19 protein-coding genes and 1 tRNA gene are annotated in these 23,890 nt (G+C 62.5%); 11 read left to right on the forward strand and 9 right to left on the reverse strand.

Annotated features, from left to right (window positions below):
- The first annotated feature begins 123 nt into the window (after positions 1–123).
- Together FHS78_RS11525 and FHS78_RS11530 are read left to right on the forward strand one after the other, a co-directional pair.
- Positions 124–1,941: an arylsulfatase gene (locus FHS78_RS11525; RefSeq protein ID WP_205305291.1), complete on the forward strand. Its 1,818-nt coding sequence runs from the start codon at positions 124–126 to the stop codon at positions 1,939–1,941.
- Between the two features lie 185 nt (positions 1,942–2,126).
- A complete protein-coding gene (locus FHS78_RS11530) occupies positions 2,127–2,840 on the forward strand; it encodes an FkbM family methyltransferase (protein WP_167094360.1) in 714 nt (237 codons plus the stop codon).
- Positions 2,841–2,848: 8 nt separating this feature from the next.
- On the opposite strand, the gene FHS78_RS11535 is transcribed toward FHS78_RS11530, so the two are convergent.
- Positions 2,849–2,924, reverse strand: a tRNA-Val gene (locus FHS78_RS11535).
- A gap of 153 nt (positions 2,925–3,077) precedes the next feature.
- On the opposite strand from FHS78_RS11535, the gene FHS78_RS11540 reads away from it, so the two are divergent.
- Positions 3,078–4,301: a DUF3047 domain-containing protein gene (locus tag FHS78_RS11540; RefSeq protein ID WP_167094363.1), complete on the forward strand. Its 1,224-nt coding sequence runs from the start codon at positions 3,078–3,080 to the stop codon at positions 4,299–4,301.
- A gap of 10 nt (positions 4,302–4,311) precedes the next feature.
- On the opposite strand, the gene gph is transcribed toward FHS78_RS11540, so the two are convergent.
- Positions 4,312–4,998, reverse strand: a complete 687-nt coding sequence (gene gph / locus FHS78_RS11545) for a phosphoglycolate phosphatase (protein WP_167094365.1) — start codon at positions 4,996–4,998, stop codon at positions 4,312–4,314.
- Positions 4,999–5,118: 120 nt separating this feature from the next.
- On the opposite strand from gph, the gene FHS78_RS11550 reads away from it, so the two are divergent.
- Positions 5,119–5,610, forward strand: coding sequence for a GNAT family N-acetyltransferase (locus tag FHS78_RS11550; RefSeq protein WP_167094367.1), 492 nt, complete (start codon positions 5,119–5,121; stop codon positions 5,608–5,610).
- 6 nt (positions 5,611–5,616) lie between these two features.
- On the opposite strand, the gene FHS78_RS11555 is transcribed toward FHS78_RS11550, so the two are convergent.
- Positions 5,617–6,768, reverse strand: coding sequence for a DUF2817 domain-containing protein (locus FHS78_RS11555; RefSeq protein WP_167094369.1), 1,152 nt, complete (start codon positions 6,766–6,768; stop codon positions 5,617–5,619).
- Positions 6,769–6,930: 162 nt separating this feature from the next.
- On the opposite strand from FHS78_RS11555, the gene FHS78_RS11560 reads away from it, so the two are divergent.
- The 5 genes from FHS78_RS11560 (at position 6,931) to FHS78_RS11580 (ending at position 12,572) form a co-directional block, all read left to right on the forward strand.
- Positions 6,931–8,403: an NAD-dependent succinate-semialdehyde dehydrogenase gene (locus FHS78_RS11560; protein WP_167094371.1), complete on the forward strand. Its 1,473-nt coding sequence runs from the start codon at positions 6,931–6,933 to the stop codon at positions 8,401–8,403.
- A 3-nt stretch (positions 8,404–8,406) separates the two neighbouring features.
- Positions 8,407–9,102, forward strand: coding sequence for a ribose-5-phosphate isomerase RpiA (gene rpiA, locus FHS78_RS11565; RefSeq protein ID WP_167094373.1), 696 nt, complete (start codon positions 8,407–8,409; stop codon positions 9,100–9,102).
- 87 nt (positions 9,103–9,189) lie between these two features.
- The gene (gene gor, locus FHS78_RS11570; RefSeq protein WP_167094375.1) at positions 9,190–10,572 is read left to right on the forward strand and encodes a glutathione-disulfide reductase; all 1,383 of its coding nucleotides are present in this window, start codon (positions 9,190–9,192) and stop codon (positions 10,570–10,572) included.
- Positions 10,573–10,589: 17 nt separating this feature from the next.
- On the forward strand, positions 10,590–11,030 hold the full coding sequence (locus FHS78_RS11575) for a hypothetical protein (RefSeq protein ID WP_167094377.1): 441 nt from the start codon (positions 10,590–10,592) through the stop codon (positions 11,028–11,030).
- A 150-nt stretch (positions 11,031–11,180) separates the two neighbouring features.
- Positions 11,181–12,572, forward strand: a complete 1,392-nt coding sequence (locus tag FHS78_RS11580; protein ID WP_167094379.1) for a class II 3-deoxy-7-phosphoheptulonate synthase — start codon at positions 11,181–11,183, stop codon at positions 12,570–12,572.
- A gap of 51 nt (positions 12,573–12,623) precedes the next feature.
- On the opposite strand, the gene FHS78_RS11585 is transcribed toward FHS78_RS11580, so the two are convergent.
- The 6 genes from FHS78_RS11585 to FHS78_RS11610 all read right to left on the reverse strand — a co-directional run bounded on the left by FHS78_RS11585 (position 12,624) and on the right by FHS78_RS11610 (position 20,493).
- Positions 12,624–13,631 carry an NADP-dependent oxidoreductase gene (locus FHS78_RS11585; protein WP_167094381.1) on the reverse strand — a complete coding sequence of 336 codons (1,008 nt, stop codon included), beginning with the start codon at positions 13,629–13,631 and terminating at the stop codon, positions 12,624–12,626.
- A gap of 63 nt (positions 13,632–13,694) precedes the next feature.
- Positions 13,695–14,720, reverse strand: coding sequence for an NADP-dependent oxidoreductase (locus FHS78_RS11590; RefSeq protein WP_167094383.1), 1,026 nt, complete (start codon positions 14,718–14,720; stop codon positions 13,695–13,697).
- 85 nt (positions 14,721–14,805) lie between these two features.
- The gene (locus tag FHS78_RS11595) at positions 14,806–16,170 is read right to left on the reverse strand and encodes an efflux transporter outer membrane subunit (RefSeq protein WP_167094386.1); all 1,365 of its coding nucleotides are present in this window, start codon (positions 16,168–16,170) and stop codon (positions 14,806–14,808) included.
- A gap of 11 nt (positions 16,171–16,181) precedes the next feature.
- Positions 16,182–18,131: a MacB family efflux pump subunit gene (locus tag FHS78_RS11600; RefSeq protein WP_167094388.1), complete on the reverse strand. Its 1,950-nt coding sequence runs from the start codon at positions 18,129–18,131 to the stop codon at positions 16,182–16,184.
- 12 nt (positions 18,132–18,143) lie between these two features.
- On the reverse strand, positions 18,144–19,253 hold the full coding sequence (locus FHS78_RS11605; protein ID WP_205305292.1) for an efflux RND transporter periplasmic adaptor subunit: 1,110 nt from the start codon (positions 19,251–19,253) through the stop codon (positions 18,144–18,146).
- Between the two features lie 229 nt (positions 19,254–19,482).
- Positions 19,483–20,493, reverse strand: a complete 1,011-nt coding sequence (locus FHS78_RS11610; RefSeq protein ID WP_167094392.1) for an NADP-dependent oxidoreductase — start codon at positions 20,491–20,493, stop codon at positions 19,483–19,485.
- Positions 20,494–20,685: 192 nt separating this feature from the next.
- On the opposite strand from FHS78_RS11610, the gene FHS78_RS11615 reads away from it, so the two are divergent.
- Together FHS78_RS11615 and gltX are read left to right on the forward strand one after the other, a co-directional pair.
- On the forward strand, positions 20,686–22,347 hold the full coding sequence (locus FHS78_RS11615; protein ID WP_167094394.1) for an NAD+ synthase: 1,662 nt from the start codon (positions 20,686–20,688) through the stop codon (positions 22,345–22,347).
- Positions 22,337–23,695: a glutamate--tRNA ligase gene (gene gltX / locus FHS78_RS11620; RefSeq protein WP_167094396.1), complete on the forward strand. Its 1,359-nt coding sequence runs from the start codon at positions 22,337–22,339 to the stop codon at positions 23,693–23,695. Before FHS78_RS11615 ends, gltX begins: the two co-directional genes overlap by 11 nt.
- Positions 23,696–23,890 lie beyond the last annotated feature (195 nt).

A 23,890-nucleotide genomic window follows, 5' to 3' on the forward strand; every position in this document is an offset into this window, starting at 1 on the left:
CCTTCCCCGTATACCAACCGCGCGGCGCGGCCTGAAATTAATGACTTCCATTGACTCTGACTTACGGCGCTGACACTTATGTTGGCAATACCGGCGCCGGAGAGCTGCATCGGGGAGGAGTTAATGGTTAACATTAAGTCGTGGCCGACTTTGACGGCGCATATGCATCGTCTTGCGCTCGCGCTTTTTCTGGCCGGGTTCGTTCATGGCCTACCGGCATCCGCCGACACCGGTCCGGGCAAGCCCAATATCGTCGTTCTGCTGGTCGACGATGCCGCGCTGATGGATTTCGGCGTCTATGGCGGCGAAGCGCGCACGCCGAATATCGATGCGCTGGCCGGTCGCGGGGCCTTGTTCACCCAATACCGCTCGTCGCCCCTTTGCGCGCCCTCGCGCGCCATGCTGCTCACCGGCATGGACAATCACCGCAACGGCGTCGCGACCATTCCCGAGGTCATTCCGCCCGAGCAGGAGGGGAAGCCGGGTTACACGCTCTCGCTGGAACCGGGCGTGGCGACGCTGGCGGACTATCTGAAGGAAGCCGGCTATCGGACCTATATGACAGGCAAATGGCATCTGGGCAGCGCCGAGGGCGACCTGCCGGTATCGCACGGCTTCGACCGTTCCTTCGCGCTGGATGCCTCGGGGGCGGACAATTGGGAAGACAAATCCTACATGCCTTTCTATGCGGAAGCGCCCTGGTATGAAGACGGCCAGCCCGCGGCTCTCCCCGAGGATTTCTATTCTTCGGAATTCATCGTCGACAAGGCGATCGTGTATATCGACGAGGGCGACAGCGACGCGCCTTTCTTTGCCTATGTCGCCTTTCAGGCGATCCACATCCCCGTTCAGGCCCCGGCGGACTTCACCGACAATTACGACGGCGTCTATGACGAGGGCTGGGAAGCCCTGCGCGAAGCGCGTCACGAAAAGGCCGTCGCGGAAGGTCTCGTGCCGAAGGATGCGAAGCTCGCGCCCATGCCGAAAGGTTCGCGCGCCTGGAGCGCACTGAACGAGGACGAGCAGAAACTCTATGCCGCGCGCATGCAGGTCAATGCCGGCATGCTTGAGGCGATGGACTTCCATGTCGGTCGCCTGATCGAACATCTGGAGATGAAGGGGCTCTACGAGAACACGATCTTCGTCGTGACCTCGGACAATGGCCCCGAACCCAGCCGTGGCGACGACAACTGGCAGCTTGCGCTCTGGATGAAGTTCAACGGTTATCACACCGGCATGAAGAATATCGGTGAGAAGGGAAGCTGGGGCTTTATCGGGCCGGAATGGGCCAATGCTGCGGCGTCGCCGAGCGATCTGTTCAAATTCTACGCGGCCAGTGGCGGCGTGCGCGTACCCTTCGTGATGGCGGGGCCCGGTATTCCGCATGAGCGTGTGCAGTCCTTCGCGATGGTGACTGATGTCGCGCCGACCCTTCTGGAACTCGTAGGCATAGCGCCGGATGCGACGGGAAGACGGCCCATGACGGGACGCAGCCTCGTGCCGGTGCTCAAAGGCGATGCGCCGCACACCTACGGGCCGGACGATCCGGCGGGGATCGAAGTCTCCGGCAATACGGGCTTCTATCTCGACGGCTACAAGATCACCCGCAACCTGCCGCCCATGGGCGACGGCAAATGGCGTCTCTACGATATCGAGGCCGATCCCGGCGAGACGACGGATCTCTCGGCCGCACAGCCCGGGATAAAGCAGAAGCTGCTGATGGCCTATGAAGCCTATGCTGAAGAGATGGGCATTCTGGAGATGCCGGAAGGCTATAGTTCGACGGAGCAGCTCAACATCAACACCCGCAAGAAAATCTTTGCGCAATATCCGTGGATTCCCGTTCTGCGCATTCTTGTGATCCTGTTGGTTCTTGCCGGAATCTTGTGGGGTATACGGATCGTCGTTTGGCGCCGCCGCGGGGGGAAGGCGGCCCGATGAAGGAGGGCGGCCTCAAGGTTTCCCGTTTCACGGGCAAGCTCGATTAACTCGAATCCCTTCCGGTCATTCCTCGCTCCCCGTCTTCAAGGAGATCGGGGGCCGGGACGGAGCCGCAAGATCATTCGCCGAAGCGTTGTCAGGCGCGGCGGAAGCGGGCAGTCTGTCCCCGAAATTGGGGAATCTGTATGTCGTTACACAAGAAGCTTGCCTGGGCGCTGGGCTATGAGCTGCGCCGTATCCGCAAGGGCAATACCCATGCGGCCCTGACCGAACGCCTGATCCGGGATTGCCGGCCGGACGTGATTCTCGATGTCGGGGCCAATACCGGGCAATTCGGGCAAGCCACGCTAAAGCTCCGGCGGGACGCCCGTCTGGTGTCCTTCGAGCCGCTTTCGCAGGCGCATGCGGAGCTGGCGGAAAAGGCAAAAGCCTATCCGCACTGGGCGGTTGCCCCGCGTATGGCGATCGGCGCGGAAGAGGGCGAGGCGGAGATCAATATTTCCGAGTTCTCCCAGTCTTCGTCGATCATGGCCAATACCGGCCGCAATCTTTCCGCCTTTCCCATGGTGCGCAGCACCGGCACGGAAAAGGTCGCCGTGCACCGGCTGGACAATGTCGCCGGCGACTATGTGCGGCCCGGAGAGCGGATTTACCTGAAGTCCGACACGCAAGGATATGAGAAGAAGGTGCTGGAAGGCGCGACCGGTATCTGGGACAGCATCGTCGGCCTCCAGATGGAGCTTCAGACAGTGGAGCTTTACGAAGGCTCGCCGCTGATGGACGAGATGCTGGAGTATGCGCTCTCGAGAGGCCTGAGGCTTTACGGCCTCGCCAACGGCACCCGGGACGCGCAGACGCGCGAAATGGTCGAGTTCGACGCCTATTTCATCAGGGTATGAGAGAAAAATGGTGGGCGGTACTGGATTCGAACCAGTGACCCCAGCGATGTGAACACTGTGCTCTACCAACTGAGCTAACCGCCCACGCGGGTCGCGGGGGCTCCCCCGCGCCGGGAGCCCGTCTATAAGGCCTTGCGAGTCCCGAAGTCAAGCCGTCATGGCCCGCTTTGCGGGGTGCGGACCCTTTCTCCCGCCCGCCCGACGTCCTATCCTTCTGCGAAAAAGGGAGGAGAAAGCATGGCGGAAGAAACGGCGGCCCGGAAAGTGGGCGAGTTTGACGGTGGTTCGCCCCTGAAGACCATCGGCTTGCTGATACGGCTTGTCGGCCGGCACATCGCAAGGGCCATGAACCCGGATGCCTCGTTCCCCGTCGATGCCGGCCATTTCGAAACGGGTATGAAGGCCCTTCTTGCAAGCGTTGGGGATTCAGCGGGATTGAAGGACGCCCGTTTCATCGACGTTGGCGGGGACGCGGAATGGGTGTCGTCCGGCTTCGAGGTCGAGGAAGGCGAGGAGATCACCATCATCGGCGCCGGTGCGATTTGGGCGTCGAAACTGCTCGACCTGCGCTTCGGCCCGCGCGTGGGCGTCTGGATGCGTATCGGCGAGGACGGCCGCGTCTTCAAGGCGCCGTCCGAAGCCTCCACCGTTCGGGCTCCGGCCTCGGGGCCCCTCATGCTGGCTGCCAAACCTCCCGGCGAATGGGCCGACGAGCAGGGCCGCTTCGACCCGGAATATCCCCGAAACGTCGTCAAGGGTGCATTCCGCCTTTGCGTGATGAACTGGACCGACGGCGCGGCGCGCGGCCTCGAAGCGCTGGCGGAGGAAGCCGGCACGCGCGAGGGCGAAGCGCCGGTCCTTGTGCGCAAGGCCCGCGACCAGCAGCAGGCGCCCGCCGTCGCGCCCGAGGGCTGGCACTATCTATGGCGTCTGGGCGACGGCGAGATCTATCGCGAAAGCCGCGAGGGAGAGGTAAAGCGCATCTGCTGCGATACGCATGAGGATGTCGGCATCCTTCAATTCCCGGCCGATTTTCCGCTGACCGACAAGACGCGCCTCAAATGGCGCTGGAAAGCGGATGCCTTGCCCAGCGATCTCGCCGAGGATGTGCAGCCGACCCATGACTACCTGTCGATTGCGGTGGAGTTCGAGAACGGGCAGGACCTGACCTATATGTGGTCGAGCCGTCTGCCCGAAGGAACCATTTTCCGCTGCCCGCTTCCCTGGTGGGACAAGCGGGAGACGCATTGGGTCGTCCGCTCCGACAAGTCCAAGCTCGGTCAATGGCTGGAGGAAGAGCAAAGCCTGCGTCCCGACTACGCAAAGGCGGTCGGCGAGCCGCCCGCGCGCATCGTGCGGGTCTGGCTCATCGCCGTGAGCCTCTTCCAGCACGGCACCGGGCGGTGCGAGTTTGCCGACATCGAACTGACGGACGGCGAAAACACGCTGAAAATCCTGTAGGCGGGAGCCCCTAGCGCGAGAAATGGCGCGGCAGCAATGCCTCCAGCGCCTTGGGGAATTCGTCGAAATGGCTGATGAGATAGTCGGCGCCCAGTTCATCGAGCGATACGCGGCGATAGCCGAAATCTACACAGATGCATGGAATTTCTGCATTCCTCGCCGCCGCCGTGTCCGTTTCGCTGTCTCCCACCATGACGGCGTGAATTGGCTCGATTTCCAGCTGTTTCAGCGCCACGAACAGATGCTCGGGGTCGGGCTTTTTCACTGGCAGCGTGTCGCCGCCGATCACGACGGGAAAGAAGCGGTCGATGTCGAGCACCCGCAGCAACTCGCGCGACAGATGCTCAACCTTGTTGGTGCAGACGGCAAGGCCGGCGCCCTGCGCATGGAGTTCTTCCAGCAGCTCCCGCACACCGGGCCAGAGCTGCGTGTGGTCGGCGATATGGTCCGCGTAATAGTCGAGAAATTCCTCGAAAAGCTGGTCCAGCAGGGCATCGGAGGCCGGCTCGCCGGTCTCGCGAAAGCCGCGATCCATAAGGAGCCTTGCGCCGCCGCCCACCAGATGGCGCACCCGCGTATCGGGTATCCGCTCGCGGCCATGGCGCGCCAGTACCACATTCATTGTTTCGCATAAGTCGGCGGCGGTATCGGCCAGCGTACCGTCAAGATCGAAAAGCAGGGCAGGGCGTTCGGGCATCTTGTCTCTCGAATTTTGCGTGCCGCTCTGTCGCACGGGAAGGCCCTTCGGGCAAGCTGCCCGGGAAGGAAGGTGCATTTTTTCCTTCCCTTGGGCGCGCCGGGCGGCGACACTTTACCCATGTTGATCGCCTCGCGATATCAGGCCCGTATGGCCGAGCCGGGGCGGGACGAGGACATTCTCGCCCGTCTGAAGATCGCGTGCTGGCAGGAATCCTACGCCCAGCTTCTCCCCGCCGAAATTCTGAAAGGCATGAGCCTTGAGCGCACCCGCGCGACATGGCTGCATTCATTGCAGCATGGCATCGCCTGGATCGCGGAGCAGGGCGGGGCGCCTGTCGGTTTCGGCCATATGCGCGGCGATGAAGTGACAATGCTTTACGTGTTGTCGAGCGATCAGGGCCATGGCCTCGGCTGCGAATTGCTGCTGCATCTCTTCGAGGAGATCGCCTGCCTCGGCCATCGCAAGGCACATCTCTGGGTGCTGGCCGAGAATCACAGGGCGCGCCGCTTCTATGCGCGCATGGGCGGCACGGCGGACGCACGCCGCTCGGTCGGCTTCGCGAACCATCCCGACATCATGGAAGTCCGCTACAATTTCGATATTGGCTGATAAAAGCTAATCGGCGGCCTTGTTGAGGCCTTCCTGCGTCCACTCGCCAAGGCCGCGCAGCGTCTGCTCGTAGCAGGCGAGTGCATTGGTCAGTACGTTTTCCTGCCAGCTTCGGCGGCGCGGCGCATAGTCGTCGCGAATCTCCTCGAAATAGCCTTCGGCCTCGGGCGCATCGAAACCGCCCTCGAAACGCAGCCATCGCTCCAGCATGGAGACGCGCATCGCCTTTGCCGGATCGTTCTTGAGGCGTGCGGAACGGAATTCGATGACCGCGCCTGTAACGCTGGCATGCGGGGCCACCATCTCTTCGAGGCCCCAGAAAAGAATGCCCCGCCTGGTCGGGCGCTTCGAGCCCCACATGCGCTCGATCGTTTTCGGATCGAGCGAGTTAGGGCCCCACCAGCATTTGGCGCGGTCGAGCGCGGCGCTGCCGGGCCGCGAAAAGCACAGATGGATAAGGTCGCCATCCCCCGCCGGGCCGGAATGCCAGTCGATGAACCCGATGCGCGGCGCATGGGCAAGTTCGCGGGCGACGATCTGCCGGATGGCGAGATTGGACCATTCGGGCGCGGTGCCGCCGAAATGATAGCCGTCGGGATGGGTGTACTGCCCCCGGCTCAGCGCATCTTCGAGCGCCCACTGCCCATGCCGGTCGATGAAGCGCGCACCCGCCATGAGCATTTTGTGGATCGCCTCCTCGTCGATCCGTTTCGGACAAAGCGATGGATGCAGTTCCGCGTAGAGCGGATTTTCCGGATGGGGCTGATTGTGGTCGAGAAAATTGCGGTTCAGATCAACATTGTTCTCGGTGCAGCGAAGTCCCCAGGCGAAGCCGAACGGGTTCACCGCATGCAGCATGAGCATGGCGACACCGGGCGGCAAAGAGGCGGCGCCCTCTTCGCGGATCCAGGCGATCTGGGCCGCCGAGCCGCCGAACCCCTCCGCGCCATGTGTCCCGCTCGTGTTGAGAAGCACCGTCGAGGCATCGGCCGGGCCGAACCAGGCGCTGTCCAGATGAAGCGCATGGCCCAACGGACCGCGGGCCAGTGGATTCTCATAGCTGGCAATCCGCGCGCCCGCTTCCTCCGCCGCGGCGAGAAAACGGCGCCTGGCCTGAGGATAGGTTTCGGAAAAACAGCTTTCGGGAGTAATCCTCACCTCGATGTCGCCCCTTTCCGCTTTCGTCGCGGGAGTGTTAACAATGCTCTGTCTGCATGGCCGCGGCGCAGGTTTCGAACGAGTTTTAATCTTATCCGACGCGCCTGACGGCGGAAACGATAGAAAGTGGCCCGGTCGGGCCCGCCAATTGGAGAACTCCCCATGACTGCCTCCAACTCCCTTCCCGATTGTCTGAAAGACAAGGCGTTGCTGAAGGACCGTTGCTACATCGACGGCGAGTGGGTTGGCGCGGATGGCGCGACGATCGACGTGACGAACCCGGCGACCGGAGAGCTGATCGCGAAGGTTCCCTCGCTCGGCGTGAGCGAGGTCCGCCGGGCGGTCGATGCTGCGGAGGAGGCGCAGAAGGACTGGGCCGTGCGCCCGGCCAAGGAGCGCGCCGCGATCCTGCGCAAATGGTTCGACCTCATCATGGCCAATCAGGACGATCTGGGCGCCATCATGACCGCCGAGCAGGGCAAGCCGCTGACGGAAGCGAAGGGCGAGGTCGCCTATGCGGCATCCTTCATCGAGTATTACGCTGAAGAGGCCAAGCGCGTTTACGGCTCTGTCGTGCCGGCACCCACGAGCGACCGCCGCATCGTGGTGCTGAAACAGCCCATCGGCGTGTGCGCGGCCATCACGCCCTGGAATTTTCCGGCGGCGATGATCACACGAAAGGCGGGCCCCGCGCTCGCGGCGGGTTGCGCCATGGTGGTGAAGCCCGCGAGCGCCACGCCGCTTTCCGCTTTCGCGTTGGCGGAACTTGCCGATCGAGCCGGACTGCCCAGGGGCCTGCTCTCCGTCATCACCGGCAAGGCCGGCGAACTCGGCACGGAAATGACCACCAACGAAAAAATCCGCAAGGTCACCTTCACCGGCTCCACCGAAATCGGCAAGAAGCTGATGGAACAGTCCGCCTCCACGGTGAAAAAGGTCGCGCTGGAGCTGGGCGGCAATGCGCCTTTCATTGTGTTCGACGACGCGGATGTCGATGCGGCGGTGGAAGGGGCGGTTGCCTCCAAATACCGCAATACCGGCCAGACCTGTATCTGCACCAACCGCTTCCTGGTGCATGACAAGGTCTATGACGGCTTCGTCGAAAAGCTCGCGAAGAAGGTGGAAGAGCTGAAGGTCGGCGACGGCTTCGAGGACGGCGTGGCGCAAGGCCCGCTGATCGACGAGGCGGGTGTGGAGAAGGTCGAAGAGCATCTGGCCGACGCCACCGGGAAGGGCGCGCGTATCGTCACCGGCGGCAAGCGGCATGAACTGGGCGGCACCTTCTTCCAACCGACCGTGATCGCCGATGCGACGCCGGAGATGCTGGTGGCACAGGAAGAGACTTTCGGTCCGCTCGCGCCGGTCTTCCGTTTCAGGACGGAAGAAGAGGCGATCAGGATGGCGAACGATACGCCCTTCGGCCTTGCGTCCTATTTCTACAGCCGCGATGTCGCGCGGTGCTGGCGTGTGGCGGAGGCGCTGGAATACGGTCTTGTGGGCGTCAATGCGGGGCTCATTTCAACCGAGGTGGCGCCGTTCGGAGGCTACAAGGAGTCCGGGCTCGGCCGCGAAGGCGGCCCCTGGGGTATCGAGGAATTTCTGGAAACGAAATATGTCGCAATGGCGGGGCTTTGACCGATGAGTTCGAATGAACAGAAGAAGAATGCGGCGCTGAAGGCGGCGGGCTTTATCGAGAACGGCATGAAGCTCGGTCTCGGCACGGGGTCCACGGCGGAATATTTCGTCCAGGCGCTGGGCGCGCGCGTGGCCGAAGGGCTCGATATCGTCGGCGTACCGACTTCGGAGCGCACCCGCGCCATGGCGGAGACGCGGGGCATCCCGCTCACCAATCTCGACGAGACCCCGCATCTCGATATCACCGTCGACGGGGCGGACGAGCTCGACAGCAAGCTGCGTCTCATCAAGGGCGGCGGTGGCGCGCTGCTGCGCGAGAAGATCGTGGCGACGGCTTCGGATCGCATGATCGTGATCGCGGACGTCTCGAAAGTGGTCGGGACGCTGGGCGCCTTTCCGCTGCCGGTGGAAGTTATCCCCTTCGGCTCGACGGCGACGGTGCAAAAGATGGCCGATGTGGCGAAGGAACATGGCTGCGAAGGCGAAATCCGCCTGCGCGCCGACGAGTTCGGCGAGCCTTTCTTCACCGATTCCGAGAATTTCATTTTCGACTGCCATTTCGGCAGCATTCCCGATCCGGACGGGCTGGCGGCCGCGCTGAACAGGATCGCGGGCGTGGTCGATAACGGATTGTTTATCGGAATTTGTTCCTTCGCCATTGTCGGAACGGACAAGGGTACCGACATAATCGGGCAGTAACCCGCCCGGCGAGGCAGGGTCTCTCACATGGGCGGCGTCGGATGTACGCTGCCGACTCAGGAACAATTAGGCGACCGGGAGCGGCTGATGACGCAGTATGACTATGACCTCTTTGTGATCGGAGCCGGTTCCGGCGGCGTGCGCGCCAGCCGTATCGCTGCGGGCCATGGCGCGAAAGTGGCCGTGGCGGAGGAATACCGCGTCGGCGGCACCTGCGTCATTCGCGGCTGCGTGCCGAAAAAGCTTTTCGTTTATGCAAGCCACTTCGCCGAGGAATTCAAGGAGGCCGCGGGCTTCGGCTGGCAGGTCGGCGAGCCCCGTTTCGACTGGAAGACGCTGCTGGCCAATAAGGATCGCGAGATCGACCGGCTGAACGGCATCTACATCCGCAATCTGAACAATGCGGGCGTGGAAATCATCGAAAGCCGCGCCGTGTTGAAGGATGCGCATACCGTTTATCTGGCTGCCGAGGACCGCGATGTGACGGCGGAGCGCATTCTGGTCGCCGTGGGCGCGACACCCTTCATGCCGGACATTCCCGGTATCGAATTCGCGATCAGCTCCAACGAAGCCTTCTATCTGGAAGAGCTGCCCGAGCGCATTGTCGTCGTCGGCGGCGGCTATATCGCTGTCGAATTCGCCGGCATCTTCAACGGGCTCGGCGTCGACGTGATGCAGCTTTATCGCGGCCGCCTCTTCATGCGGGGCTTCGACGACGACCTACGCGACACGCTGGCCGAGGAAATGCGCAAGAAAGGCGTCGACCTGCGCATGGATTGCGACATCACGGCGATCGAGAAGCAGGACAATGGCGAACTTCACCTGAAGCTCTCCAATGGCGACACGATCCACACCGACGCGGTGATGTATGCCACCGGCCGTGTGCCGAAGACCGACGGCCTCGGCCTTGAGCGGGCGGGCGTGAAATTCGGCGAGAATGGCGAGATCCCGGTCGACGAGTATTCGCAGACCAATATCGAGAGCATCTATGCGGTGGGCGACGTGACCGACCGTGCAGCGCTCACCCCCGTCGCCATTCGCGAGGGGCAGGCCTTTGCCGAAACCGTCTACAACGACACCCCGACCGCGGTGGATCATTCGCTGATCCCGACCGCGGTCTTTTCGCAGCCCGAACTCGGCACTGTGGGGCTGACCGAGGCCGAGGCGCGCGCCGCCCATGGCGAGGTCGATATCTACAAGACGAGTTTCCGCCCCATGAAGGGCACGCTGTCGGGCAGCGAGGAAAAGACCTTCATGAAGCTCATCGTCCACCCGGAAACCGACAAGGTGCTGGGCGTCCACATCGTCGGCCCGGCCTCCGGCGAGATGATCCAGGCGCTCGGCATCGCCGTCTCCATGGGCGCGACCAAGGCCCAGTTCGATGCGACCATCGCGGTCCATCCCACGGCAGCGGAAGAACTCGTGACCATGAAGCAGAAATGGGTCCCGCCGGCCCAGGCTGCGGATTGAAGCGCCGGAGCTGAAACATGGTGCTCGGTTTTCAACCTGAGATGGATTTTCAGCGGCTTATTGGCTGGGAGCTGTCTGAGGTCACCATCGACAAGTACCACGTCATGTTTTTCTTCAACAACAATCACGACCTTCTCAATATTGCCGACAGCTTTTCGTACCGCTCGGCCGATGGAAGCTCCTGCTACACCTATGAAATTTATGGCGAGCGGCAGTTCTTGGATGTCGCCGCGATTTTGCGGACTGCAATTTCAGGCGTCGAAATCGTGTCTCGCTCCGAGCTGAAACTTGTCTTTGAAACCGGGTGCAGTATCTCTGTTTTTGACAATCCTCGTTTCCGTTCATGGTGGTTTATGCCTGTCACCGAAGCTGGCAGGAAATTCTGGATTTCCGATAAGGACCTTGACGAGCTCACAGATGAGGAAACCGCGGCGGGACCGGGGAGTGAGGGGAATTAACCGCCTTTCCGGTTCATCATGCCGATCAAGGGCTTGGGGTTCCTTTTAGAGCCCTTGTGGACTATATATCCGCCTTCCATATGAAAACGGGGCGCTTTCCGGATAAAACGGCGGGAAGCCGCGCATTTTCGCGTTTTGGAGATTGGAACGATGGCGGATCATTGGACACCGCATAGCTGGCGCGCGAAGCCGGCGAAGCATATTCCGGACTATCCGGATAAAATGGAACTCAATGCCGTGGAGCAGCGTCTGCGCTCCTATCCGCCGCTCGTGTTTGCAGGTGAGGCGCGCAAGCTGAAGGCTGAGCTGGCCGAGGTGTGCGAGGGACGTGCTTTTCTGCTGCAGGGCGGCGACTGCGCGGAGAGCTTTGCCGAGTTTTCAGCCGACAATATTCGCGACACCTTCCGTGTGCTGCTGCAGATGGCGGTGGTGCTGACCTATGCCGCCGCCTCGCCGGTGGTGAAGGTGGGCCGTATCGCGGGTCAGTTCGCCAAGCCCCGTTCCTCGCCCACAGAGACGCAGGGCGATGTGACGCTGCCGAGCTATCTGGGCGACAACATCAACGGGATCGACTTCAACGAAGCCTCGCGGATCCCCGACCCCGATCGCCTGCTGCGCGCCTACAGCCAGTCGGCCTCGACGCTGAACCTGCTGCGCGCCTTTGCGACGGGCGGTTACGCCGATCTCGATTTCGTGCATCGCTGGAACCTCGGCTTCGTGGCCGACAGCCCGGAGAGCGCGCGCTACGAGGAACTGGCGAACCGCATCACCGAGACGCTGGACTTCATGAAGGCCTGCGGCATCAATGGCGAAACCGCGCCGCAGCTCCACCAGACCGATTTCTTCACCAGCCATGAAGCGCTGCTTCTGGGCTATGAGGAAGCGATGACGCGCGTGGACAGCACCTCGGGCGAGTTCTACGACACCTCGGCCCATATGCTCTGGATCGGCGACCGCACCCGCCAGCCGGACCATGCGCATGTGGAATTCCTGAGCGGCGTGAAGAACCCGATCGCCATGAAATGCGGTCCTTCGCTCGACCCGGAAGAGCTGGTGAAGCTCACCGATATTCTGAACCCGGACAACGAACCGGGCCGCCTGACGCTCATCTGTCGTTTCGGCGCGGAGAATGTCGAAAAGCACCTGCCGGCGCTGATCGAGGCGATCAAGCGCGAGGGCAAGAAGGTGGTGTGGTCCTGCGATCCCATGCATGGCAACACGATCAAGAGCTCGACCGGCTACAAGACGCGTCCGGTGGACCGTGTGCTCGCCGAGGTGCAGGCCTTCATGGCCGTGCATCGCGATCAGGGCACCCATGCGGGCGGCGTCCATTTCGAGATGACCGGCCAGAACGTGACGGAATGCCTGGGCGGGGCGCAGGCGATCACCGAGACGGAACTCGGCGACCGCTACCACACCCATTGCGATCCGCGCCTGAACGCAAATCAGGCCCTGGAGCTTGCCTTCCTCATCGCCGAAGGGCTGAAGAAGGAGCGCTCGACGGGCACGATGAGCAATGTGGCGATGACCGCCGCCTTCTGACCGAAGCGCGATACGAATTGAAAAGCCCGGCGGAAACGCCGGGCTTTTTTCTTAGGAGACCTTCACGAGGCGCCGACCGAGATTTTCACCCTCGAAAAGCCCGATGAAGGCGTCGGCACTGCCTTCCAGCCCTTCGGAAATATCCTCGGTGTATTGAAGCGCGCCTTCATGGATCCAGCGCGCCATTTTGGCCTGCGCTGTGGGGAACTGCTTGAAATAGTCGAAGACGACGAGCCCTTCCATGCGCAGCCGGTGCGTGATGAAGCGCGTCACATGGCGGATACCGATGGGCTGGGCCGCATTGTATTCCGCGACCTGACCGGAGACGACGATGCGGCCATGCTCCTTCATGTTGAGAAGGGCGGCATCCAGCATCCCGGCGCCCACATTGTCGAAATAAATGTCCACGCCATCCGGGCAATGCGTCTTGATCGCCTCGGCGAGGTTTGCGTCGTGATAGTCGAACGCACCGTCGAAGCCGAGCCCGCGTACATAATCGCATTTGCGTTCGGAGCCGGCGATACCGACCACGCGGCACCCCTTCATCTTCGCGATCTGACCCGCCGTTGCGCCGACCGGTCCGGCGGCCGAGGAAATCAGCACCGTCTGGCCTTCTTTGGGCTTGCCCAGATCCAGCAGGCCGAAATAGGAGGTGAGCCCGGGAATGCCGAGTGCGCCGATGGCGGCGGTCGGGCGCAGAGGCCCGTGAAAGAGCGACGGATCGAGCTTCTGAACGCCGCGCCCGTTGGAAAGCGCATGGCTCACCCAGCCGAAACCGCCCGTCACCAGATTGCCGGGCGCGAACTTCTCATTGTTGGATTTCTCCACCACGCCGACCATGGCGCTGTCGATGGTTGCGCCGAGCGGGAGCGCGGCGGCATAGCTGTCGCCCGAAAGGCGAGAGCGCATGCCCGGATCGACGGAATGATATTCGGTCCGGATCAGGATCTCGTTTTCGCCGGGATCGGGGAGGTCGATCTCCTCCAGCCGGAAATTGTCCCGGACGGGCTTTCCCTCCGGACGCGATGCAAGCACCCACCGCCGCGCGGATGTCGGCATGTTTTCTCCTCCCTCATGGGCTCATGGCCCGGTACTGCCGGGCCATGAGGGTCGCGTAATTGGTCAGACCGCGCTGTCCGGTCCGATCTTCACCAGCATCTTGCCGAAATTGCCGCCGCTGAAGAGCTTGAGGAAGGCCTTGGGCGCATTCTCGATGCCTTCTTCCACCGTCTCTTCCCATTTCATTTTACCGGATTTGATGAGCGGGCCCATCTCCTCCATGAATTTCGGCAGCAGGTCGAAATGGTTGGAAACGATGAAGCCCTGCAGCTTCAGGCTCTTGCCGACCGCCATGATGATGTTGGACGGGCCGGGCGTCGGCTCGGTGGCATTGTACTGCTCGATCATGCCGCACAGCGCGAGGCGCCCGAAAGGCCGCATGTTTTCGATCGCGGCTTCCAGATGCTTGCCGCCGACATTTTCGAAATAGACGTCGATCCCCTTCGGAAAGGCTTCGCCGACGGCTTTGGTCAGGTCGCCGCAGGTCTTGTAGTTGATCGCCTTGTCGATGCCGGCGACGTCTTCCAGCCATTTGCACTTCTCGTCGGAGCCCGCGCTGCCGACCACATAGCAGCCATGCGCCTTGGCAAGCTGGCAGACGACGGAGCCGACCGCGCCCGAGGCGGCGGAGACGAAGACGGTCTCGCCATCCTTCAACTCGCCAATGCGCATCAGCCCGGCATAGGCCGTCATGCCCGGCATGCCGAGTACGCCGAGATAGGCTTCGATGGGACCGACCGAGGGATCTACCTTGGTGAAACCCGCGGCGTCGCCGACCGCGAATTCGCGCCAGCCCAGCATATGGTTCACGAAATCGCCGACTTTCAGCTTGTCGCTGTTGGACTCGACCACCTGGCCGATGGCGCCGCCTTCGAGCGGGCTGCCGATCTGGAAGGGCGGCACATAGCTTTCCCGGTCCATCATGCGGCCGCGCATATAGGGGTCGACCGACATCCAGATATTGCGGACCAGCACCTCACCGTCTTTCGGCCCGGGCACCTCGGCGGTGGCCAGTTCGAAGTCGCTGTCCTTCGGCATGCCCACGGGGCGGGCCTTGAGGCGGATTTCCTTGGAGCTGTGATTGGACATTTCTGTCTCCCTTTCATGTTTCTTGGTGAAGGGAGACTAGCTGCCGAAGGGGGGCTTAGGAAGGAGGGGGCCGGATTTGCCTTGTTCAGCTTTGCCAACCGCCTCCCATGGCAACGAACAGGTCCACCGCCGCAGTGTAGCGGTCGAGCTGGGCCTGGACCACATTGTCCCGGCTGGAAAGCAGGGAACGCTGCGCATCCAGCACGTCGATAAAGCTGGCACCGCCCGCCCTGTAGCTCGCCTCCGACAGTTCATAGGCCCGCAGGGCCTCCGACGCCGCCGTCGAAAGGGCCGTCTCGCGCCTTGCGCTGGTGTCGGTTTGCGACAGGGCGTCTTCAACCTCCTTCAGCGAGGACAGCACCGTGCCCCGATAGGTGGCGACGAGCTGGACTTTCCGGGCTTTGGCGGTCTGGAGGCTTCCTTCCAGATCGCCCGCCGAGAAAATCGGCGCCAGCAGCGATCCGGCAATAGATCCCGCATCCACCGGCGTCAGGCCATAGGTGGCCGTGCGGCTCAGTGAGGCGGACAGATCGAGGCTCGGGAAGAAGGCAGCCCGCGCCGCGCCGATATCGGCATTGGCCGCCTTCAAATTCGCTTCGGCCCTGCGAATGTCGGGACGACGCTCCAGAAGGGTCGAGGGCTGGGCGGGCGCGATTTCCGGCAGGGCCACGTCCTCAAGCCCCTTTGCAGCCACGTCGAAGCCTTCCGGCGCGCGGCCCAGCAGAATGGCGAGCGAGGTCCGGGCCGCGACAAGGCTTTGTTCGAGATTGGGCAGGCTTGCTTCCACCGTGGCGACGTTGTTGCGCTGCTGCGCAAGCGTGATGCCGGAATCGAGCCCTTCCTTGTTCCGCAGTTCGACGAGCTTCAGCGTTTCGCGCGCGAGCTTCAGCGTTTCCCTGGCATAGGCAATGCGGTCTTTCAGGCTCAGCACCGTGAAATAGGTTGTGGCCACATCCGACTGGACGAGAAGCCGTGTTGCCTCGGTGTCGAAAACGGTGGCATTGAAACTTTCCTCCGCGCTCTGGCTCCGTGCCCGGTATTCGCCCCACAGGTCGAGAGCGTAGCTGATGGAAAGCCTGCCGCTGGCGCTGCGCGACAGGCTGCCGGGGTCGCTTTGCGTCTGGCTTGCGCTGCCGCTTCCGTCGAGCTGCGGATAGAGCGTCGAATTGGTGGAGCGCAATGTGCCGCGCGCCTGTTCGATGGTGGCGAGCGCCGCGGCCACGTCCTGATTGCTGGCAAGCGCCTCGGCCATCAGCGCGTCAAGCTCGGGGCTCGAAAAGCGCGCCCACCATTGCCCGTATTCGGCAACGGCCCGGGCGTTCGTCTGCGCCGCGCCATCCCAGCCGGCCGGAAGGGCGGTGGCCGGTCGTTCATAGTCCGGCACCATGGAGCAGCCGGCCAGCAATGCGGCGGCGGCAGTGAGCGTCAGGATGCGTTTTCCGGTTTTCATGTTTGTCGCTCCTATTCCGACGAAAGCGCGACGACGGGGTCGAGCAATGCGGCCTTGCGCGCGGGCAGGTAGCCGAAGATGAGCCCGGTCATGAAGGCACAGCTGAAGGCGAGGAAGGAGGGCGTGGGATTGATCGCGATGTTCATGCCGAGGGAGCCCAGCGCGAGCCCTGTCCCGATGCCGAGCATCACGCCGATCAACCCGCCCACGCCGCACACCACCAGCGCTTCGGTGTTGAATTGCAGCAGGATATTGCTCATCCGCGCGCCGGTCGCCATGCGCAGGCCGATTTCGCGCGTCCGCTCGGTCACGTTGACCAGCATGATGTTCATCACCCCGATGCCGCCCACGAGTAGCGAGATGCCGGCTACCGATCCCAGAAGGATCGTCAGCGTTGTCGTCATGCTCTCCATCGTTTCCAGCATGGAAGCGGTGTTGCGGATCTGGAAATCCTCGGTCTGGTGGCGCGCCAGAAGAAGCTGCTTGATGTTCTCTTCCGTCTGATCGACCAGGGCGGAGTCGGTCACTTTCACATTTATCGAGTTTGCGTATTGCTGGCCGAAGAGGCGCATGAAGCCCGTGGTAATCGGCACGAAAACGACGTCGTCCTGGTCGCGTCCGAAGGAAGAGGCGCCCTTGGCCTCCATCACGCCGATCACCTCGAAGGGGATATTGCCGATCAGCACATATTCTCCCACCGGGTCCTGGCCATGGGGGAAAAGACTATCGACGACCGTCTGCCCGAGAACGGCGACGGGCGCATAGCTGTTGAGGTCGGCTTCGCTGAAATAGGCCCCATGCGCGGCTGTCCAGTCGCGCACCTGGGTGTAGGAGGGCCAGGTGCCGAGAATCTGCGTGCGATAGTCCACATTGCCGAAGCGAACGGTCTGGCTGCCGCTGCGCTCCGGCGCCACGGCGACCACGTTCGAGATGCGTTGCTCTATGGCTTCCGCGTCCGCGGGCACCAGCGTGGCGATCTCGCCCGAGGGCCGCATCCCCGGTGCGCCGGGCCGGACCAGCAGGAGATTGGTGCCCATGGACTGCATGCTCTGCAGGATATTGGCTTTGCTGCCGTCGCCGATGGCAAGCATGGTGACGACCGCCGCGACGCCGATCACCACGCCGAGAAGCGTAAGCGCGGTGCGGAAGATATTGGCGCGCAGCGAGCGGATCGCCATCTTGACCGCTTCGCTGACTTCCGCCCCGAGGGCCAGGTGCCCGTGTTCGCGGACGACCCCGGCCTGTTCCGGCCCCGTGCGATCCGCGGTACCGCTGTCGGAGGTAATTCGACCGTCGCTGATGACAATCTGGCGGTGGGCATGCGCGGCGACTTCCGCTTCATGGGTGATGAGGATCACCGTGCGGCCGTCGCGATTGAGCTGGTCGAGAACCTCGAGCACCTCCGCGCCGCTTTTCGTGTCGAGCGCGCCCGTCGGTTCGTCGGCGAGCACCACATTGGCATCGTTCATCAGCGCCCGTGCGATGGAGACACGCTGCTGCTGGCCGCCGGAAAGCTCGGTCGGGCGGTGCCTTGCGCGATTGCCCATGCCCAGTCGGTCCAGGAGCTCCAATGAACGGTGGCGGCGGTCGTCCTGCGAGAGCCCGGCATAGATTGCGGGCAGTTCCACATTCTCCGCCGCGGTCATCGTGGCGAGCAGATTGTAGCGCTGGAAGACGAAGCCGAACTCGTTCCGGCGAAGATTGGCAAGCTCGTCGGATGTAAGCTCGGCGATATTCGTGCCGCGCACGCGATAAACGCCGTCGCTCGGCCGGTCGAGGCAGCCGAGAATATTCATCAGCGTCGACTTGCCGGAGCCGGACTGGCCCATGATGGCGACATATTCGCCTTCATGGATGGTGAGCGAGATGCCGTCCAGGGCGCGCACTTCCGCGCCGCCGGTCTGATAGACCTTGGAGACGTCGTCCAGTTCGATGAGGGGCCTGGGGGCTTGATCGGTCATGAGCCGCCCTCCTTATAGGAAGCCCGGCCGACGCCGGCCCGAACCATTGTTCGATGCCGCGTTGAGCGATCCGGTCACGACCTTGTCGCCTTCCGAGAGGCCGCTTTCGATCTGGTAGCTGACGCGGTTCTTGAGGCCGGTTTCGACCGTCTGCCTTACCGGCCTTCCGTTCCGCATGACCATCGCATAGGGCGCGCCGTCCGCATCGGTTTTCACGGCGGCGACCGGGACCATGAGCGTGTCTTTCGCTTCGCCCAGCAGGAAGAAGACCTGCGCGGTCATGTCGATCATCAGTTTGCGGTCGGGGTTCGGTATGTCGATGAGCACCGTATAGAGCACCACATCGTTTTCCGTGGTCGGTGTCGGCTTGATCTGGCGCACGGTTGAACGCCACCTCGTGCCGGTCATGCCGAGCGTGGTGAAATAGACCGGCATGTCGACGCTGAGCTTGTTCACATCCGCCTCGGCGACCTCCGCTTCGACGGTCATCGTATCGAGATTGGCGACCCGCATGATTTCCGTCGCGGATTGCGACGACACGACGGTCTGGCCCTCCAGCGTGGTCTGGGAGACCACCGTACCGCTCATCGGGGCATAGATTTTCGTGTAACCGAGATTGGCCTCGTCGCCCTTCAGCGTCGATCTTTGCTCCGCGATCTGGGCGGTATAGGCCTTGATCTGCGCCGCGCTCAGCTCCATTTCGGCGCGTGCCTGGTCCAGCGTATCCTGCGAGACGGCGTCCTGTTTTCTGAGGTTCACATAGCGCCGGTACTGGATCTGCTTCAGCTTGTAGGTCGCCTGCTCGCCGGCAAGTTGGGCTTTCAGATTGTCGAGCCGGGCCTGCGCCGCCTCCACTTCGGATTCATAGACGGAAGGGTCGATCTCGGCGAGAAGCTGGTCCTTCTTCACCGTGTCGCCGATCTCGACATAAACATGCTGCAACTGGCCGGACACCTGCGCGCCGACATCCACATAGTCCTTGGGCTGGATCGAACCCAGCGCCGTGACGGTCTGTTCCATGTCGCCGCGGGTAACGGTGGCGGTCTGATAGCTCGCCGTGTCGCTTCCGCCGTAAAGGCTCTGATAGCCGAACCAGAGGGCCAGAAGGACGACGGCCGCCAAGGATGCAACCTTAACCCAACCGGCTTTCAACCATGACGGAAGCGTTGAGAAAATGCGGCCGGGGAACGAGCGATCGCTCGTTTCCCCGGATGAGGACGGCCTGCCGCCGTCGCTTTCATAGCCCATATCTGCCTAACCGTACCAAAATCGCGAGTACCCCGTGTCCATATAGTACGGATAGCTCACAATTATCCGTCGCGACCTGTGGCCGGATAAAGATTTTGTAATCTCAGGCGACACGGACCATGCGTTTGCCCACATTTTCGCCCGCCAGCAGGCCGACCAGGGCTCCTGGCAGGGATTCGAGGCCGTCCAGAATGTCCTCCTTCACCTTGAGCGATCCGTCCTGGACCCAGCCTTCCAGGTCCTTCAGCGCCTTTTCGCGCTCGGCATAGAAGTCGGAGACGATGAACCCCTGAACTTTCAGCCGCTTGGTGACGATGAGACCGGGCACGCCACGCGGCCCGTGGGCAGGCGGGGTGCCGTCATACTGGGAAACGGCCCCGCAGCAGGCGATGCGGCCATAGGTGTTCATGCGGAAAAGGGCCGCTTCCAGAATGTCGCCGCCGACATTGTCGAAATAAACATCGATCCCGTCCGGCGCCACGGCCTTCAGCGCCTTGTGAACGGGCTCGGCCTTGTAGTCCACAGCGGCATCGAAGCCGAGTTCGTCGGTCAGCAGCTTGCACTTCGCCGCGCCGCCGGCGATGCCGACGACCTTGCAGCCCTTGATCTTGGCGATCTGACCGACGATGGAGCCGACCGACCCGGCGGCGGCCGAAACGGCCACCGTCTCGCCGGGCTTCGGGTCGCCGATCTTCAAAAGGCCGAAATAGGCGGTGAGCCCTGCAATACCGTAGACGCTTAGGAGATAGGAAAGGGGATCCCGCGGTTCGAGCTTCTGGGCCGTCTTGGCAGGTACGGCCGAATATTCCTGCCAGCCGGTGTCGGCGAAAACGAGATCGCCGGGTTTGAAGTCCACCGTGCCCGACTGCACGACTTCCGCGATGGCGCCGCCTGCCATCACCGTGCCGGACTCGACCGCCGAGCGGTAGGTCGCGCCCTGCATCCAGGCCCGGTTGGCGGCATCGAGCGAGACGATCCGCGTTTTCAGCAGAAGCTCTCCGTCGCCGGGTTCGGGCACGCTGCCTTCGCGAAGCTGGAAATTGCTCTCCGCAAGCTTTCCCTCCGGCGTTTCGGCCAGCAGGATCTGTCGGTTGGCTTGGGGTGTATTGGGCATGGGCTTTTCCTCCCTGAAGATTTTCGATGCCGGAGCTTAGACAAGAAGAAGGCCCCGGCCCATGCGTGAGGCTGAAAAAGCCTGCACATTCGAATGTCAGAATCGGGGCAAGGGCCCTATTGTCCGCAGGCGCGTCCGGCGCTAGAACAGCACTAATGCTCAAATGGAACATATCTCCCGGAAAATAACTCCATGACCGACCGGTTGCGTATTGCGCTGGCCCAGCTCAACCCCACGGTGGGCGACATAAAGGGCAATCTGGAAAAGGCAATCGAGGCCCGCCGCGAGGCCGAACTGGCGGGCGCGGATCTGATCGTCTTTCCGGAGCTCTTCATTGCCGGCTATCCGCCCGAGGATTTGGTGCTACGCCCCGCCTTCCAGCGTCGGGCGAGGGAGGCGGTCGTCCAGCTTGCCGAGCAGACCGCTGATGGAGGCCCGGCCGTCCTGATCGGTGCGCCCTGGAAAGAAGAGGACAAGCTCTACAATGCCGTCCTCTATCTGGATAAGGGAGAGGTGCAGGCCCATCGCTACAAGGTGCGTCTGCCCAATTACGGCGTCTTCGACGAACCTCGCGTCTTCGACGAGGGCCCGCTGCCCGGACCGATCGATATTCGCGGTGTGCGCATAGGCGTGCCGATCTGCGAAGACATCTGGTACCCCGATGTTGTGGAGTGTCTGGAGGAGACCGGCGCGGAGCTGCTGCTCGTGCCGAACGGCTCGCCTTACGACTTCGACAAATTCGATTCCCGCATGCAGCTTGCCATCCGGCGCATTCAGGAAAGCGGCTTGCCGCTGGCCTATCTGAACCAGATCGGCGGGCAGGACGAGCTGGTTTTCGACGGCGGTTCTTTCGTGCTGAACGCGGATCTCTCTCTCGCCGTCCAGATGCGTACATGGGAGCAGGAAATCCTCGTCACCGACTGGGTGCGGGAGCCGCATGGCTGGGTCTGTGCAAAGGGCGAGTGCGCCGAGGTGCCGGAAGGCGACGAGGCCATTTATCTCGCCACCGTGCGCGGCCTTCGCGACTATGTGAAGAAGAACCATTTCCCCGGCGTGGTGCTGGGGCTGTCCGGCGGTATCGACAGCGCGCTCGTCGCCGCACTGGCCGTCGATGCGCTGGGCGCGGAAAACGTCCACTGCGTGATGCTGCCATATCGCTATACCTCGTCGGAAAGCCTCGAAGACGCGGAAGCCTGCGCCAAGGCGCTGGGCGTACGCTATGACATCGTGCCCATAGAAGAACCGGTGGTCGGGTTCACCAATGCGCTGGAAAAGATGTTCGAGAACACACAGTCGGACACGACGGAAGAAAACATCCAGTCGCGCTCGCGCGGCCTCATCCTGATGGCGATTTCGAACAAATTCGGCTCCATGCTGCTGACCACCGGCAATAAATCCGAAGTCTCCGCGGGCTATGCCACGCTTTATGGCGACATGAATGGCGGCTTTAATCCGATCAAGGATCTCTACAAGAGCCGCGTCTTCAAACTCGCCGCTTGGCGCAACGCGCACATGCCCAAAGGTGTGCTAGGGCCCGAAGGCGAGGTGATCCCCGAGCGCATCATCACCAAGCCGCCAAGCGCCGAACTCCGTCCCGACCAGAAGGATGAGGACAGCCTGCCGCCTTATGAGGTGCTGGACGATATTCTCGAATGTCTGGTCGAGCATGAAATGCCCGTGCGGGATATTGTCGACCGAGGCCATGACCGCGCGCTGGTACACCGGGTGGAAAACCTGCTCTTCGTCTCCGAATACAAGCGCCGCCAGGCGGCGCCCGGGGTAAAACTCTCCTCGCGCAATTTCGGGCGCGACCGCCGCTATCCCATCACCAACGGGTTCCGCGATGTCGACTGAGGCTCCCGAGGTTATCGTCCGCTTCGCGCCGAGCCCCACGGGCCGCCTCCATGTGGGCAATGCTCGCACGGCGCTTTTCAACTGGCTCTTCGCCAGGAAAGCCGGCGGCAAATTCATGCTCCGCTTGGATGATACCGACGACGAGCGCTCCACCGAGGAATATGCCCATGGCATCGTCGAGGACCTCGGCTGGCTCGGCCTCGTCCATGACATCCTCGACCGCCAGTCGAACCGCATGGCCGAATATGACAAGGCGGCGGAAAAACTGAAGGCGGAAGGGTTGCTCTATCCCTGTTATGAAACGCCTGAAGAGCTGGAGATGAAGCGCAAGACGCAGGCCCGGCGCGGCCTGCCACCCGTCTATGACCGGGCGGCGCTTTCGCTCACCGACGAGGATAGGGCGAAGTTGGAAGCCGAGGGCCGGCAGCCGCATTGGCGCTTCAAGCTGGCGCAGGAAATCACCACCTTTACTGACCTCATTTTCGGCGAGACGAAGGTCGATTGCGCGTCGGTGTCCGATCCGGTGCTGATCCGCGGCGACGGGCGCTATCTCTACACGCTGCCGTCCATCGTGGACGACATCGATTTCGGCATCACCCACATCATTCGCGGCGCGGACCATGTGACGAATACCGGGGTTCAGGTACAGCTCTTCCGGGTGCTGGGCGGCAGGGTGCCGGTTTTTGCGCATCACTCCATGCTTCAGGGCCCGGAAGGCAAACCGCTGTCCAAGCGCGATGACGCGGCGGACTTTTCGCTGATGGCCCTGCGCGAGCATGGCGTCGAACCCATGGCGCTCAATGCGCTGCTGGCGCGTCTCGGTACGCCCGACCCTGTGGAGGCGACGCTCTCGCTGGATCGTCTGGCCGACGGCTTCGACGTGGCCCGGCTGGGGCGCTCTGACATCCGTTTCGATCTGACCGAACTGGACAAGGTGAATGCCGGAACGCTCCACATGCTGGAGTATGACGAGGTGAAGGAGCGCCTTCAGGCGCTGGACTGCGACCTCGGTCCCGATTTCTGGGCCGCCGTCCGGCCCAACCTGACCCGCTTCGCCGAGGTGAAGGACTGGGTCCGTATCGCCGAAGGCCCCGTGACGCCCGTGATAGACGATCCCGTTTTCGCTTCCCGGGCGGCGGATCTCTTGCCGGAGGGGGAGTGGGACGAAACCACCTGGAAGGCCTGGACGGATGTGGTGAAAGGGGAAACCGGAGCCAAGGGCAAGGCGCTGTTCATGCCGCTTCGTCAGGCACTTACCGGCATCGACCATGGACCGGAGCTGAAAAACCTGCTACCTCTGATCGGGCGCGAGCGGGCCGAGGCCCGGCTGCGCGGCAAAAAGGCCTGATTTCAGGCCGGGTGTAACGGCAGATGAGAGGACCGGCCATGGCCGAGTTCCACATTATTCAGGGTCTCATTATTAGCGGCTGACATAGCTCTGCCGCCGCCGTACAAGCACGTCTTAATCTTCCTTTGCTGTAAATGGTCCGGCCGCGGCGGTGGCATCGGTATTTTCTTTGCGCCTCCTTCCGGGAGGTGCCGC

It is taken from the genome of Parvibaculum indicum (assembly GCF_011762095.1).
GTDB lineage: Bacteria > Pseudomonadota > Alphaproteobacteria > Parvibaculales > Parvibaculaceae > Parvibaculum > Parvibaculum indicum.